This window comes from Streptomyces iconiensis, assembly GCF_028657195.3.
Lineage (GTDB): Bacteria > Actinomycetota > Actinomycetes > Streptomycetales > Streptomycetaceae > Streptomyces > Streptomyces iconiensis.
In genome coordinates this window covers 29,084-44,724 of the sequence record NZ_JANCPR020000036.1, presented here as the reverse complement: position 1 = coordinate 44,724, position 15,641 = coordinate 29,084, and the positions used below count along the sequence as shown (strand labels likewise).

11 protein-coding genes are annotated in these 15,641 nt (G+C 68.0%); 5 read left to right on the top strand and 6 right to left on the bottom strand.

Features of this window, described 5'->3' with window-relative positions:
• Positions 1 to 176: 176 nt before the first annotated feature.
• Complete coding sequence (locus NMN56_RS29915; RefSeq protein ID WP_274046042.1) at positions 177 to 614, bottom strand: SSI family serine proteinase inhibitor; 438 nt, start codon at positions 612 to 614, stop codon at positions 177 to 179.
• A gap of 579 nt (positions 615 to 1,193) precedes the next feature.
• On the bottom strand, positions 1,194 to 1,511 hold the full coding sequence (locus NMN56_RS43395) for a DUF4291 family protein (protein ID WP_430542739.1): 318 nt from the start codon (positions 1,509 to 1,511) through the stop codon (positions 1,194 to 1,196).
• Between the two features lie 99 nt (positions 1,512 to 1,610).
• Between NMN56_RS43395 and NMN56_RS29910 the strand changes: the two genes are divergently transcribed.
• Positions 1,611 to 2,540 (top strand): DUF6000 family protein, encoded by a 930-nt coding sequence (locus NMN56_RS29910; RefSeq protein WP_274046043.1) that lies wholly within the window; start codon positions 1,611 to 1,613, stop codon positions 2,538 to 2,540.
• Between the two features lie 11 nt (positions 2,541 to 2,551).
• Here NMN56_RS29910 and NMN56_RS29905 read toward each other — a convergent pair whose 3' ends face one another.
• The 4 genes from NMN56_RS29905 to NMN56_RS29890 form a co-directional block, all read right to left on the bottom strand.
• A complete protein-coding gene (locus NMN56_RS29905; protein WP_274046044.1) occupies positions 2,552 to 7,369 on the bottom strand; it encodes a putative T7SS-secreted protein in 4,818 nt (1,605 codons plus the stop codon).
• Complete coding sequence (locus NMN56_RS29900; RefSeq protein WP_274046045.1) at positions 7,369 to 7,908, bottom strand: hypothetical protein; 540 nt, start codon at positions 7,906 to 7,908, stop codon at positions 7,369 to 7,371. The genes NMN56_RS29905 and NMN56_RS29900 overlap by 1 nt, the downstream gene beginning before the upstream one ends.
• 231 nt (positions 7,909 to 8,139) lie before the next feature.
• Positions 8,140 to 8,994, bottom strand: coding sequence for an SAM-dependent methyltransferase (locus NMN56_RS29895; protein ID WP_280842889.1), 855 nt, complete (start codon positions 8,992 to 8,994; stop codon positions 8,140 to 8,142).
• Between the two features lie 413 nt (positions 8,995 to 9,407).
• A complete protein-coding gene (locus NMN56_RS29890; protein ID WP_274046047.1) occupies positions 9,408 to 9,653 on the bottom strand; it encodes a hypothetical protein in 246 nt (81 codons plus the stop codon).
• Between the two features lie 480 nt (positions 9,654 to 10,133).
• Here NMN56_RS29890 and NMN56_RS29885 point away from each other — a divergent pair, with 480 nt between their 5' ends.
• From NMN56_RS29885 to NMN56_RS29870, 4 genes are all read left to right on the top strand, one after another.
• Entirely contained in the window at positions 10,134 to 11,387 is a 1,254-nt protein-coding gene (locus NMN56_RS29885; RefSeq protein ID WP_430542742.1) for an extracellular solute-binding protein, read from the top strand.
• A gap of 50 nt (positions 11,388 to 11,437) precedes the next feature.
• Complete coding sequence (locus NMN56_RS29880; protein WP_274046077.1) at positions 11,438 to 12,349, top strand: carbohydrate ABC transporter permease; 912 nt, start codon at positions 11,438 to 11,440, stop codon at positions 12,347 to 12,349.
• 32 nt (positions 12,350 to 12,381) lie between these two features.
• Positions 12,382 to 13,245 (top strand): carbohydrate ABC transporter permease, encoded by an 864-nt coding sequence (locus NMN56_RS29875; RefSeq protein ID WP_274046078.1) that lies wholly within the window; start codon positions 12,382 to 12,384, stop codon positions 13,243 to 13,245.
• A gap of 106 nt (positions 13,246 to 13,351) precedes the next feature.
• Positions 13,352 to 15,028 (top strand): beta-N-acetylhexosaminidase, encoded by a 1,677-nt coding sequence (locus tag NMN56_RS29870; protein ID WP_274046049.1) that lies wholly within the window; start codon positions 13,352 to 13,354, stop codon positions 15,026 to 15,028.
• Positions 15,029 to 15,641: the final 613 nt, after the last annotated feature.

Genomic DNA, 15,641 nt, shown 5'->3' with positions numbered 1-15,641 from the left:
GGGTGAGGGGCGGCGAGCCGGTGGGTGAGTGAAGAGTGAATTAACCACCGGGGTCCGTGGGTAGACCACAGGCAGGCCGAGGCCCCGGACACCACAATTGTCCGGGGCCTCTCCTGTGCTGCGGTGCTGGTGTGCAGATGTGCTGCTGTGCAGATGTGCTGCTGTGCCCGCTTCCGTCAGAACCGGAAGAGGAAGGACGCGTTGCGGTCCTTCACGCACTTGTTCGGGAACGTGTGCTCGAAGCTGACGCGGCTGCCCTTCCAGTAGCCGTCGATCGTGACGGTGGCCGGGTCGTACTGCTGGGTGCAGGCGCCACTCTGGTTCAGACCCACCAGGCTCTGGAACGCACCGTCCACGCGCTCCAGGTCGTCGCACGCCTTGAGGGCGTTGGGGTGGTCACTGGCCGGACCCGCGGGTCCGCACTCCAGCGTGACGACACGCTCCGGAATCATGGTTCCCGTGAACCCGGTGGGCCCGACGGCGAGAACGAGCTTGGACTGCGAGTCCTTGGGCTGAGGCGCGGCGTCGGCCGTCCCCGCGGTGCCGGCGGCCACGGCCAGACAGCTCGCGGTCGCCGTCAGCACGGCCGCGATTCCCTTGGCTTTCTTGCGCATAGTGAGCACTCCCTCACTCGAAGTTGTGGTTGCGGGAAGGAGTTTGGCGGATGCGAGCGTCTTCCGTGTCGCCGCTCCTCCATGTTCGGTCACGATATGCGGACATGGTGTGGCTGATATGCGGACACGGTGCGGCGTGGGCGTTTACAGGTGAACGGTGATTACTCGTGACCGAGATCACCCGGCGCCCGGTCACTTTGGGCGGATGTAAGGGCTTGGAGTCAGATGCCGCATGCGCCGTCCGTCACCCGGAATCGACCGAAAACGATCGAAGCCCCGCGCTGGACGGGGCTTCGCTGTGCGGGAGGGGTTCCTCGGTGTACCGCAAGGATCAGCACCGAGGTCTCAAAGCTCAGCGGAGGCACAGGGCCCGGCGGAGGCGGAGGGCTCGGCGACGACATGCGCCTCGCCTGCACCGGCGGGGCGGAGGGCGCCACCGGTGGCGCGAGCCTCTCCCCGCTGCCACGGAGGCCGACGACGGCGGAATTTCCCCGTCCCTTCGGCTTCACGCGCTTGCGGTTGCGGTTGCCAGCAGTGCCGTGCGTCAGGGAGCGAGAAGCCAGGTGGTGCACACGGGGTTTACTGAGTGCTGTTCTGATCGGCTCCGATCCTTTGGCGGATATGTTCGGAAAGTGGGTAGACCCTCTCGGGGGGAAGCTTGCCCATTGCCACGTCAGGTTTGCCCGCGCGTACATCTGAGTGTATTTCACGTACGAGGTCTGTGATGTCGGTGATATCTGTGATCCACCTGTCCGCGTAGAGGTCAACCGCCCCCCGGGAGAGGCCGATCTGGATCGCCCTGGATGCGAGTGGTGCGAGGCCGCTGGAGAAGTTGAGTGGCTGGCTGTGTAGGCCCAGACCTGAACGGTCGATGCCAGTACGCAGGCTGGTGCACATCAGGAGCTTCCTGGGCCGTGTCTTGTGCACATATGCGAGCAGCGGCGTTCGTAGCTGCGTTAGCTTTCCTGGGGTCAAGAGGTGGGGCACAATGGGGTCATGATGCCACCCAATCACGACGTTCAGGTGCTTGCTGCGGCCCGTAGGTATGTGATGCGGGGGCGGCCGTACATGAAGTTGCAAGGTTGGAATCTTCGGAACGTTCCGGATGATGTTTCCCGAGATTTTGGCATCAGCTTCCACCGTATTTCCGAAAGTGCAACGGATGCCGACATCACGCTCCTCCTGCACGGCGACTGGAGGGCTAAGATCACCGCATCCTGGATGGCTGCGATGACCTCGCGATACTGGTTCGGGGAGCTGATCGGATCACTTTTGGTGAGCGGAGAAGAAGAGCGGGCCGCCAAAGGTTACAGTTTTGCTCTTACCTCTTTTGCTAGGCCGCAGGACATGGCCCTCCTGCAGGACTACATTCAAAAGTCCCTAGACGAAGGAAGGTCGAACAGTGCCTTTGGGTGGGCGTTGGCAGGGTGGAAGCACCATCACGCTGAGCGACAGGGGACTCTTGAGTCAGTGTCCATCAGGTCTACCGAACCCTCCTGGATTTCGGAACTGGGTTCTCCGGCCGAGCTGGACCTCATAGCTTTTCTTCAAGTTTGGGTGGCCACTTACGGCGGTAAGGTGCCGCGAACAGACGCCGCCTTCTCCCCAGTGAGTTTCTTTAGAGAATGGGTCCCCGTGCGAGGGGGAGAGAAGTGGTCGTTGGTTGAGGAGGAGTCCAGGCGCGCAGCGCTGGATCAGCGACTCCGGGAGTCTTCGGCCATCCCTGGAGAAGTGCGCGATGCCGATCCCCTGGCAGTAGCGGCCGACGTAGACGGCAGGACAGTTCTGCACGGGCTTGCTTCCGGCCTGCAGGCCGGAAGCTGGGCTGTCACCGATGAATCGCTGGGTCGGGGCACCACAAGATGTGAGACCTTCAGTGATGTGGAGACGGCTGCCAGACGTATGACTGAATTGAGCTTTTCTTAGTTTGCTGCTCTTCAGGGGCGATGCCAAGGACCACCGTTGACGCTGATCTCTGCATGTCCAACAGGCCCTCGGATCGTCACTTCACCCTCCGGGTAGGGGTACGAAACGCCAGGGACGCGGTGAAATCCGTCGCCATCCGCGTTCGGCATTCGCAAGACGACGCCGGGACCATTACCCATCTGACTGCAGTCAAGTGCCATATCTGCGTAGTCCGTGGTCCACGAGGTGAATACGCTGTCTGTGGCTCCGTCTCCTCCGACGTGGCGTTGCACGTCACTGTGACCGCCCCTTGGTTCCGCTCTCCCTCCAAGAGCGTCCTGGTACATCTTCATTTGCCAAGCGGGATCGTTTTCGGTTGCATAACTGACGCCTCTGTAGAGGAAAGGTTCCTCGGCCGGGTCCCAGCTTCCTCCGTTCGGACATCCCCCATCCACCGGTGCCAGTCCCAGCGGGTCAGCCCACGTGTGTGGGTTCTCCACGTACGCCACCGGGTTCGGCGCGGGTCCCAGCCCCAGTGGGTCCGGGGAAAGATAGCGGGCCGTCTCCGGGTCGTAGTGGCGGTGGAAGTTGTAGTGGAGGGCTGTTTCGGGGTCGAAGTATTGGCCGGGGAAGCGGAGGGGGGTGTAGGTGGTGGCGTCGGTGTTCCAGGTGGTGGTGCCCCAGAGGGTGCGTTGGGTGTGCCAGGCGGTGGTGCCGTCTTCGGTGACGAGGGCGGTGGGGGTGCCGATGAGGTCGGTGACGATGGCGAAGAAGCGGGTGTCGACCTCGCGTTGGGTCGTCTCGTCGGTGATGCGTTCCGTTTGGGAGATCGGGTGGAGGCCCCGGTGGTTCCAGGTGAGGGTGACCGGGTTCGGGAGGGAGGGGCCCGTGGTGGTCTGTTCGATGAGGGTGGGGCCGTCCCAGGTGAAGTCCACCCGCTCCGTCACCGAGTGTTTGGCGATGCGGCGGCCCAGGGGGTCGTACGTGTAGTGCCAGGTGGTGCCGTCGGGGGTGGTGACCTGGGTGAGGTGGTCTTCGGCGTCCCAGGTGTAGCGCCAGGTGTCCGGGCGGCGTGAGAGGCGCCTCTTCTGGCGGGTGGTGACGCGGCCTGCCGCGTCGTGTTCGTAGCGGAGGCGGCCTGCGGTGCGGATGCGGGTGCCCGCGTAGGTGCGGGGGCCTTGGGCTTCCGTACCCGGGTGCGTGGTGGGCCAGTGCGCCGCGGTCTGGTTGCCCGCCTCGTCGTAGGCGTAGGACTCCGTCCAGTCCCGGGCGCTGACGGCTGTGACGCGTCCGGTCGCGTCGAGTGCGTAGCGGCTGGTGCCCTCGCGGGAGTCGTCGACCGCGATGAGGTGGCCGTCCGGGCGGTAGGTGTACGAACGCTGCCAACCCTCCTCGGCAGAGCGGGGGTTGAGGGCCTGGCCGGTGAGGCGGCCCGCCGGGTCCCAGGTCCAGGAGAGAGACGCCCCGTCGCCGAGGGTGCGTTCGCGTTCGTGGCCGGCCGCGTCGTGCGAGGAGGTCAGGGTGTGGCCGTCGGCGGTGAGGGCTGTGCGGTTGCCCGCCGCGTCGTAGGTGTACGTGCTCACCGCGCCGGTCGGTGTCGTGCGGCGTGTGGGGCGGCCGAGCGTGTCGTACGCGTGGGTGAGGGCGCGGCCGTTGACGAGTTCGGTCTTGAGACGGCCGGCCTTGTCGTACTGGCGCAGTAGTTCGGCGTCGGGGCTGTGGGCGTGGGTGAGGCGCCCCGCCGGGTCGTACGTGTACGTCGTCACCGCGCCGGCGGCGTCCTTGCGTACGGTGCGGCCGAGCACGTCCCGTTCGTAGGAGGTTCTCTCACCCAACGGCGTGGTGCGTGACGCGAGTTGGCCCGCCGCGTCCAGTTCGTAGGAGTGGCGGCGGCCGTCGAAGTCCGTTTCCGCCACGAGGCGGCCTGCCGCGTCGTAGTCGTAGGACCAGGTCAGCCCCTGGGGATTGGTGACCTCGGTCAGGCGCAGGCGGGCGTTGTGGGTGAAGGTGTAGCGCACCCCGTCGGGCCCGGTGCGGGCGCTGAGGAGGTCGAAGTGGGTGTACTCGTAGGTGGTTTCGCCGCCCGCCGCGTCCACATGGCGGGTGCAGTTGCCCTCGCCGTCCCACTCCCAGTGCTCGGCCGTGCCGTCCGGGCCGGTGCGGATGAGCGGCTTTCCCTCCACGGTCCAGGACAGGCGGACGGTCTCGCCGAGGGGGTTGGTGACGAGGACGGGTCGCCCGAAGGCGTCTCGTAGGTACGTCGTGACGGGGCTGGGGCCGTCAGGCGCAGGGGGAGGCTCGGTGATCTCCAGGGGCAGGCCCGCCTCGTCGCAGTGAACCCGGGTGACATGGCCGAGCGCGTCGGTGACGGAGGTGAGGCGTCCTGCGTCGTCGTAGGTGTAATGGGTGGTGGCGCCGGAGGACTCCGTGCTGCGGACGCGGTTGCCGCGCTCGTCGTGCACGTGCTCCCACGCGGCGCCGTCCGGTCCCGCGTAGCGGCTCAGAAACCCGGCGTCATCGTATGCGCAGGTGACGGCCGTTCCGTCCGGGCGCAGCACCCGGACGACACGGCCCTCGGCGTCCCGTTCGAGGCGGGTGGTGCGGCCCAGCGCGTCGGTGTGGGCGAGCACGCGGTGGCGGGTGTCGCGTTCGGTGCGGGTGGTGGCGCCGGTGGGGTCGGTGAAGGCGACTACCTGGTCCTTGTCGTTGACCAGGCAGTACGAGACGTCGCCCGGCGCGTCGGTGACCTTGGTGACGCGGTGGCCGGTCGCGGGGTCGACCGGGCCGTACTCGAAGGTGACGCACATGTGACCGTCGACGCCGGACTGCCATACGCAGCGGTCGTGCTCGTCGTAGGCGTACTCGTAGCGTGAGTCGTTGGTGTCGGTCCAGGAGGTGATGCGGCCCTCGGCGTCGTAGCCGAAGCGCAGCGGGCGGCCGGCGGAGCCGGTGACCTCGGTGAGGTTGCCGTGTGTGTCGTAGCCGAAGCGCACGACCTCCAGGTCTCGGCCGTCCGGTCCGGCGGCTGCCAGGTGGAGAGCGGCGATGCGGCCCGCTTCCTGGTCCGTCTCGACCCGTACGTGGTAGCCACCGGAGTGCACGAGGGACAGCGGAACGCCGTGCTCGTCGTACTCGAACGTGATGCGGTTGCCGTTGCGGTCGGAGATCTCTTCGAGCAGTGCCACGCCCTCGCAGCCCGCCGGGCCTCCGGGCCCGGTGAAGTGCAGCACCTCGCACGTGCCGGGGTCGGTCAGTACGTAGTCACCCTCGCTGGTCCGCTCCAGCGCGCGGCGGGGGCCCTTCTCCGGCAGCACGGGCGTGCCAGGCTCGGGGTGGGGATAGGCCACCAGCAGGTTGCTCTCCCCGTGCAGGACGACGCCTTCCGCGTCGATCTCCAGGCGCTGGTCGACGGTGCTCGACCAGGTGGGTCCGAACCAGCGGCCCGCACGGTAGGAGGACTCGAACTGGCGGCGGAAGACCAGCGGCAGCACCCCGGGCAGGGTCAGGTCGGTCTGCGGCATGAGCATGCGGCCGGTGGCGAAGTCGACCGGGTCCTTGCCGGTCTCCTTGTCTCCCCCCTCGCGGCTGGCGTTGTCCGGTTCCTTGTCGAGCGACTCGCGCCCGGGACGCTCGGATTCGGGACCTGACTTCGGCGGGCGCCCGGACGGGGCCAGGTCGTCGGCGTGCCTCGCGCCCGAACGGCTCGCGCGGGCTGCGACACCCGCCGCCCTGCCGGAACCACCCGTGATCACGTCGAACGCGCCACCGCCGATGAACGCCTCCGGGTCCTGGAGAAAGGACTGGTACGCCTGCTTCACCGCGCCTGTGGGGTCGTTCGCGAGGGCCTTGAATCCGGCGGCCGTGCTGTTGAGATTGGTCTGGTACTCGTCGGGGTTCAGGACGTTGTGCGGAGTGATGGGGCTCATGCCCTTGGCGAAGTTGAGAGCGCTGGACCCGGTGTTCGCGAACCCGCCGATCCGGTGCTCGACGGCCAGCAGCCCACCCGTCAGACCGCTGCGTGCCTGCTGGGCGTAGGAGGGCTTGGGCGGCGCCGCGTCCCGGGCCGCCTCCGTCTGTGTGTTCGCTGCCCGTGCGGCCTCGTCGCGCTGACGGCGTGCTTCGGCGAGCTTCTCGCGGGCCTCCTGCATCTGGGCCTCGCCCGGATCGTCGGCCGGGGGCCTGTCGGGCAGGGAGCCGGGGACGCGCTCCTTTTCCGGTATCTCCTTGTACGCCTTCAGAGCGTCGTTGTAGAAGGAGACGTTCGACTGGTGGCGGTCGGAGGCCGCCTTGCCCTTGTTGAACAGGGTGATGGCGTCCGCGGCCTCTGCCTGGGCCCAGTCGACCGTGCGCGAGAAGTCCGCCAGTGCCTTGGCCGCCTTCTCGCAGGCGTCGGCCGCCTTGAACCACTTCTTGGGCTGTGCCTCGACCGATCTTCGGAACGCGTCCGCCGTCTCACCCTTCAGGTGCTGCGAGTCCAGGCCCTTCAGGCCGCGGCCCACCTGGTTGAACGCTTTCTGGAAGTCGCGCAGGTGGTCGGCCGTGGAACGGAGCTTGGTGGGCGAACCGTGGATGAGCTTGTTCGCTTCCTCCGTCTCGCCCAGTTCGCGCTCCGCGACGTTGCCGCCGGTCTTGTTGGCGATGACGTCGCCACCGGAACGGGTGAGGTCGGCCGCCGTTCCCCAGCCCGCCTTGTCCATCTGGTCGGCAGCGAAGTTGGCGCCCTTGTTGAGCACTTCGCCGCCGGTCTCGACGGCGCCCTCGATCTTGTCCTCTACGGGGTCGGGGACGAAGTCGTGGTAGGCGTCCTTGGCCGAGTCGGTGAGCGCGCCGAACGCGTCGCCCAGCCCCATCAGCCCGCCGCCCCTGCGCTGCCGGTCTCCCCGGCACCACCGGGCTCCCCGCCCTCACCCGGCTTCCCCTCGCTGCGGCCGATGAGCGCTCCCCCGATGCCGACGTCGGCGAGACCGTCCTCGCTGGCGTACGGATTGCCCGCCGGCGTCAGAGCGTTGACCGTGCCGTTGATCGCGATGCTGCGGTAGCGGTCTTCCTCCCACGTCATCCCGGCCGAGAGGCCCAACTGTTCTGCGATGGCGTCCGCCTCGGCCATCAGGCCCCGCACGCCCCACTCCCACTGCTCGCAGAAGCCTTCGAAGGACTCGCTGAGCGCGTCGTCGCCGACCTCCATCTTGGTGAGCGACATCTCGTTGAACCCGCTTCCCTGCGCGGCGTCCACGTCGGTGCCGACCTCGCGCAGCTCGTTCAGTACGCCGCGGATTCCCTTGGTCAGCCCTTTGACCGTGCTCTCCGGAACCTTCAGTTCCGCGCCTGGACTGCTCAGTACGCCTTCCGGCACCGTCAGGCCCTGGCTCTGTTCCCCGCCCTCGGCCACCTCTGCCCTCCCCTGGCAAGCGGCTCTCCCGCGTCGCACACCGTATCGCCATGTGATCGAACGGTTGCAAGAGGTGTGAGAGTGCTTCTGGTGACCTGCCGGTGATCCACGTATCCGACCGTTCTCAGCCGTCACCTCCTCGTCCGGTCGTGCGGTCGGCGGGGGCAGCCCGGCCCGGCGTCTCTGTGGTCGGCTTCGCGGGCTGGAGCGCTGACGGAGGGGCCGCTCGACTCACGGGCGCTGCGCGTGGGTGTGCCTGATGTGGTCCATGAGGGCGGGGGCGGGGGAGAGGTCGCGGCCGAGGTGGTGGGCTGCTTCGTGGGCGGTGTGGGTTTGGTGCTGCCAGCCGAGGGAGGCCAACTGGGCCTCCGGGGAACGCTTTTCGCCCTCGGGGAAGAGGGACGGCAGGTGGATGTCGAGTTCTTGGGAGAGCGCGTTCAGCTGGGGGTCGTCGGTCACCTCGCCGATGCCGTTGCCGTGTTCGACCGCGATACGGCTGCCGGAGGGGGACAGCCGGTCGATCTCCTTGAACAGCCGCTCCTCGTCCTCCGGCGTCAGGTAGGGCAACAGCCCCTCGGCCAGCCATGCGGTCGGCAGGGTGGAGTCGAAGCCCGCGGCCTCCAGCGCGCCGGCCCAGTCGTCGCGCAGGTCGAAGGGGAGAGGGGTGTGCGCGCATGCGGCAGTGGCGCCCTTTTCCCGTAGGACGCGCAGCTTGAATTCCAGTACGAGCGGCTGGTCCAGCTCGAAGCAGTGGACGCCGTCGGGCCAGGGGAGGCGAAAGGGGCGGGTGTCCAGCCCCGACGCGAGGATGACGACCTGGCGTATGCCGTCACGGGCAGCGCCGGTGAGGAAGTCGTCGAAGACGCGCGACCGTACACCGATGTACTGCGTGAGCAGCGTCCACATCTCCTCGGGTGCGTCCGCGTGGTCGCGCAGTTCCTCGGGCGAGGCGGGCAGCGGCGTGGACGGGTTCGCCGCCGCGAGGAAGTCGGCGGCGTACGGGTCGTTGATCAGCGCGTCAGGGCGCCGGGACTCCAACGCTCTGCCCGTGGCGACCGCCAGGGCCGTGGCCCCGATGCCGGACACGATGTCCCACTGCTCCCGTATTGGATGTGCTTGGTCCGGCTGTTCACGGTCCGGCTGCTCCCGGCCCGGATGTGCTTGGTCCGGCTGCTCCCGATCCGGCTGCGCTTGGTCCGCGTTCACAGATGTGCCTCCAGAGGGCTGGGCGTTCACCGGTTGGAGAGACGGCTGAGGGGGCTCGTGTGCCGGAGTCGCACACGCCGCGCTCTCGCGCTCCGCGCCGGACGCTACAAGGTGCACAGTGCATGTAACTAGACGCCACTTCCGGCTGTCCCGCCCCACAGGGCGAGGATTTACCGGCTCTGGGGGGAGTTGTGGGCCTGCGTTGACCTGGGGGTCGCGTGGCCCGGCATCCCGCCTCCGGCGCGTGATCGCGTTCGCCCGTACCGTCACGGCCGGCTGGGCCGTGAACTCGGCTACGGCGGCGGGTACGTGTGCACGACGTGCGCCCAGCGTGCCGTGCCCGCGAGGAGGAAGCAGAGGGCGGGGGCGGTCCACCAGGGGGAGAGGGTCTTGCGGAGGAGGCAGGCGAGGAGCAGGGCGGCGGTCGAGCAGGCGACGGTGAGGAAGCAGGCGACTTCGATGCCGGTCAGGGTGTGTTCGTCCAGCTCGTCCCGTGGGGCGATGGTGAGCGCGCAGTAGAGGCCGCCTGCGGCCAGCACGTTGAGCACCAGGAGCGGGAACCCGCACAGGGCCCGGACCAGGCGCTCCAGGCCCCCGCTTCGGTTCTCCCTGATGGCGGTGCCGGTGTCGGCGCGGGTGCCGGTGTGGTTGGCGGTCTCGGACTCGGTCCCGGACCCGGTCTCGGTGCCGATGCCGCCCCCTCTGGCTCGTGCCGGTCGTCCCCCGCGCCTCCGGGGTCAACTCGCCCCATCCGCAAGGGCCTTGAAGTGGTCAACCGTAGAAACGGTTGGCCCGTACTTCAACGGGTCAAGAGGGGCATGCCGTACGTTCCGGGCGGCTGAGGTGTTCGGGGGCACGGATTGGTCGAGACCTATTGCCGAGCCGTCGGCAGGCTCGTAGCCTCCTGCGGAAGTTGTGCAGTGCGAAACAAGCGTTGCGCAGTCTGCAACGCCGAGAGGCTTGGGGGTCTCGACGTGAGGATGTCCGTACGGGTTGCCGCTTCAGTGGCGGCATTGGGGATGGCCGGGTCGGCGTTGGCAGGATGCGCGCCCTCCACATCGGACGACGGTGCGAAGGGGGACGAGAAGAGCGGGAAGCTGCGGGTCTGGCTCTTCAGGGAGGTCGGCAACAAGCCCAAGGAAGAGGTTGTCGACAACGTCGTACGGCGCTTCGAGAAGAAGCACAAGGACGTCACGGTCGATGTGCAGTACATCCCCGTCGACAGCCGCGCGGAGAAGATCAAGGGCGCCTTCAACGACCCCGATTCGGCTCCCGACGTGATCGAGTACGGCAACACTGACACGGCCGGTTATGTGGCCGACGGCGGACTCGCGGATGTGAGCGAGGAGTTCGGCGGCTGGGAAGCGGCCAAGGACGCCGATCCGACGGCCAAGGAGTCGGTGACCGTCAAGGGCAAGCAGTACGGGGCGCCCCTGTTCGTCGGGGTGCGCGCGCTCTACTACCGCACCGACGTGTTCAAGGACCTGGGACTCAAGCCGCCGAAGACCCTCGACGAGGTGGCCGGTACGGCGAAGAAGATCCGGGCGGAGAACAAGGACATGTACGGGCTCGCGGTCGGCGGCGCCTACACCTACGGCGCCATGCCGTTCATCTGGGCGCACGGCGGGGAACTGGCGCGGGAGCGCGGCGACGAATTCTCGGCCGGTATCGACAGCGCGAAGGCCAGAAAAGGCATCAAGGCGTACACGGAGCTGTTCGGGGACGACAACTGCCCCGCGGGCAAGTGCGCCAAGATGGGCGGCAACGAGACCGTCGAGGCGTTCGCGGGCGGCAAGGCCGGAATGGCGATCGGCGGCGACTTCAACCGGCAGGCCATGGAGGACGGCAAGGTCAAGGGCGACTACGGAGTCGTTCCGCTTCCGGGCCTCAAGGAGGGCGACATCGCGCCCGCTTTCGCCGGTGGCAACAATGTCGGCGTTCTCAAGAGCACCTCGCACCGCACCCTCGCCGTCGAGTTGATGAAGGAGCTGGGAGGAAAGCAGACGCAAGAGGAACTCTTCGAGGCGATGGGGTTCCTGCCCACCTTCACCGACACCCGCGAGAAGGTCGCCCAGAAGGAGCCGTTCGTCAAACCCTTCGTCCGGACGCTGGACGCGGGAACGAAGTTCGTGCCCGCCAGCCCCGCATGGGGAGAGATCGACGCCTCCATGATTCTCCCGGGAATGTTCCAGGAGATCGTCAGCGGACAGCAGGACGTGGAGGGGGCGGCCGGTGAAGCGGCCAAGAAGATGGACGAGGCGTTCGTGAAGTGAGCGCGGCCACCACCGTCGCCGAGCGGCCAGGCACGTCACCGGAAAAGCCGGTGCGTGCCACGGGCAAACGGCGCGGACCACGCCGCCAGGGAGGGCCCTGGACACCCTGGCTCTACCTCGCGCCGGCCCTCGTCGTCCTCGCGGGACTGCTGATCTATCCGATCTACCAGCTCGGCCTGATCTCCTTCCTCGAATACACCCAACTCCAGGTGAGCGGTGGTGAGCCCACCACCTTCCGGGGATTCGGCAACTATGCCGAACTCTTCGGCGACAGCCAGTTCTGGGACGTTCTCCTGGCGACCCTGCTGTTCGCCGCGGCCTGCGTCGTGGGCACCATGCTGACCGGCTGCTCGCTGGCCGTACTCCTCACCCGGATACGGCCGCTGCCGAGGCTGGTGCTGATGCTGGCCGCGCTCGGCGCGTGGGCGACACCCGCCATCACCGGCTCGACCGTGTGGGTCTTCCTCTTCGACCCCGACTTCGGACCCGTCAACAAGGTGCTGGGACTCGGTGACTTCTCCTGGACGTACGGGCAGCTGAGCGCGTTCGCGCTGGTCTTCTTCGAGGTCGTCTGGTGCTCATTCCCGCTGGTGATGGTGACGACGTATGCGGGAATCCAGGCCATTCCGAAAGAGGTGCTGGAAGCCGCCTCCTTGGACGGCGCGAGCGTGTGGCGTACGTGGCGCAGCGTCATGGCGCCGATGCTCAGACCGATTCTGATTGTCGTGACCATCCAGTCCATCATCTGGGACTTCAAGGTGTTCACCCAGATCTATGTGATGACGGGCGGCGGCGGCATCGCGGGACAGAACCTCGTCCTCAACGTGTACGCGTACCAAAAGGCGTTCGCCTCCTCGCAGTACAGCCTCGGCTCTGCGATCGGCATCGTGATGCTGGTGATCCTGCTCGGAGTGACGCTGGTGTATCTGAAACTGCTGCGCAGGAACGGGGAGGAGCTGTGAGCGAAGCGCGTGTCGTGAATGGCGGGCGTACAGTGGCAGTTGAGCGTGCGACGGGCGTCGGAGTACGGCGCTGGATTCGGAAGCCGTGGCGGCTCGCGGCGGAGGTGGGCGCGCTGCTGATCGCGGTCGTCGTCGCCTTTCCGCTGTACTGGATGGTGCTCTCGGCCTTCAAACCGGCCGGGGAAGTCCGCTCGGAACGGCCGGTTCCGTGGACGCTCTCGCCGTCGCTCGACTCTTTCCGGCGCGTCTTCGAGCAAGGCGATTTCGCCCGGTACTTCGCCAACAGCGTGCTCGTTGCCGGAAGTGTCGTCGTCGCCTCGGCGCTGATCGCGTTTCTCGCGGCGACGGCCGTGACCCGGTTCCGCTTCCGGCTCCGTACGACGCTGCTCATTCTCTTCCTGGCCGCGCAGATGGTGCCGGTGGAGGCCCTCACCATTCCGATGTTCTTCCTCATGCGGGACTTCGGCGCGCTCAACAGCCTCGTCTCGCTGATCCTGCCGCACCTCGCCTTCTCGCTGCCCTTCGCGATCTGGATGCTGCGCGGATTCGTGAAGGCGGTGCCGGAGGCGCTGGAGGAGCAGGCGTTCATCGACGGGGCCAGCAGGACCCGTTTCCTGTGGCAGATCCTCTTCCCCCTCGTCTTTCCCGGCCTTGTCGCCACGAGCGTCTTCTCGTTCATCTCCACCTGGAACGACTTCCTGTTCGCGAAGTCCTTCATCATCAGCGAGGTCGAGAACTCGACCCTGCCGATGGCGCTCCTGGTCTTCTTCGACGCCGAGACGCCCGACTGGGGCGGCGTCATGGCCGCCTCCACCGTGATGACCGTGCCCGTGCTGATCTTCTTCGTATGCGTACACCGCCGCCTCGTCTCGGGACTGGGCGGAGCGGTGAAGTGAGGGTCGGTGAGAGCGCGGTGACGTGAATGCCCCGGTGAGCAAGCGTGCGGTGAAGTGAAGGTGCAGTGACGTGAGAGAGATGCAGTGACGTGAGAGGAGCCCCAAGGTGAGCTGGTCAGGACTTGTACCGCGCCCGGAGGGTGTACGGGAGCGCGAGGGCACGCCCTTCGCGTGGGGGAGTGGCACCGCGCTTGTCGCCGGTCCGGGGACGGAAGGGGTGGCGCGGTGGCTGCGGGCGCAGGCCGCCCTGCCGTTCGAGGACCCCGTACCGGGAACGGGCGGCGGCGCGGGGCAGGCCCGGGGCCGTAACGCCGTCGAGTTGCGGATCGACGGCGAACTGGACGAGGAGGGCTACCGGCTGACCGTCGAAACCGAGCGCGTCCTCATCGAGGGCGGCAGCGCCGCCGGGGTCTTCTGGGGTGCGCAGACGCTGCGCCAGGCGCTGCCGCCCGAGGCATTCCGCAGCGTCGGCACTGTGCGGGAGTGGCACGTGCGGCCAGCGCGTGTCGAGGACGCGCCCCGCTTCGCCTGGCGCGGCCTGATGCTCGATGTGGCACGGCACTTCACGCCCAAGGACGGCGTGCTGCGGATGATCGACCTGATGGCGGCGCACAAGCTGAACGTCCTCCACTTCCACCTCACCGACGACCAGGGCTGGCGCGTGGAGATCAGGCGCTACCCGGAGTTGACCGGTACCGGCGCCTGGCGGCCCCGTACCCGAGTGGGTCACCGTGCCTCACCGCTGTGGGACGAACGCCCGCACGGCGGCTACTACACACAGGACGACCTGCGCGAGATCGTCGCGTACGCCGCCGAACGGCACATCACCGTCGTCCCCGAGATCGAACTGCCGGGCCACTCGCAGGCGGCCATCGCCGCCTACCCCGAACTGGGCAACACCGACGTCCTGGACACCTCGTCGCTCGGCGTGTGGACCGACTGGGGTGTCAGCCCGCATCTGCTGACGCCGACGGACGACACCCTCCGCTTCTACGAACACGTACTGGAGGAGGTCCTCGACCTGTTCCCCTCGACGTTCGTGCACATCGGCGGCGACGAGACGCCCAAGGAGGAGTGGCGCGAGTCGGCCGTCGCGCAGGCGCGTATCGCGGCGGAGGGGCTGGCCGACGAGGACGCGCTCCAGGCGTGGATGGTGCGGCACTTCGACCGCTGGCTCGCCGCGCGCGGACGCCGCATGATCGGCTGGGACGAGATCCTGGAGGGCGGCACCTTGAAGGACGGGCTCACCTCCGGTGCGGCCGTGTCCTCCTGGCGCGGTGACAAGGGCGGCGTCACCGCCGCCACCGCGGGCCACGACGTGGTGATGTGCCCCGAACACCAGCTGTACCTGGACCGCCGCCAGGCGCCCGGCGAGGACGAGCCCGTACCGCTGGGTCACGTCTCGACCCTGCGCGACGTCCACGAGTTCGAACCCCTCCCGCCCGGACTCGCGGGCACCCCGCACGCCCGTCATGTCATGGGCATCCAGGCCAACATGTGGACGGAGTGCACGGAGAGCGCACAGCGCGTCGACTACCAGGTCTTCCCCCGTCTCGCCGCCCTCGCGGAGGTCGCCTGGTCACCCTCACGGGGAGGGGGTTCAGGTGGTTCGGGAGAGCCCGGCGAGGGCGACGCGTTCAGCGACTTCGAGCGGCGGATGAACGAGGCGCACTACGCGCGCCTTGACGCACTCGGTGTCAACTACCGCCGGCCGGACGGGCCGCGCCCCTGGGAACGGCGCCCCGGCATCCCGGGGCGCCCCCTGGAGCCCGACGGCGCCTAGAGCGCCCCCCTCGCCGGGCGCCCGTCCCGCCCCGGCACGGCACGGCACGGCGTACGTACGGGCCTCGGTACGCCGTGTACCTGCCGTACCTGCCCGTACCTGCCGCGCCCGTTCGCGCTCGCCGTCCCGTACCTGCCGCGCCCGTTCGCGCTCGCCGTCCCGTCCGTGCCCGTCCGCGCCCATCGCCCCGTCTGGCCCGTTCGCACTCGCCGCACCGTCCGTACCCGTCAGCACCGTCTGTGGCTCACGTTGTGCGGACCATGTGCGGGCCACGTACGTGCCTCGTATGTGCCGTGTAGGTGCCCGCGTACGTGCGTCGCGCGCGAAGGCAACCTCGCCGCACCCGGCACGTCGTACGTGTCCGTTCCCGTCTCCTCCGTACCGTTCGCGTCCCTCTCCGCGGCACGGAAACGTGCCGTCGTGGGGGGTGCGCACATGCGCGGGGCATGTGGTGGCGGAGGCCGGGGGAGGGTTCATGGTTTGTGGCGATTGTGGTGGTTGTACCCTTCCCGGACCCTCGTGTCACCAGCCCGCCGAGATGTGCCAGAGTTGCCACGTCCGGGCTGTGAGCACGTACCGTACGGCAGTGCAGAGGCCCGGGGACGTCGGGGAA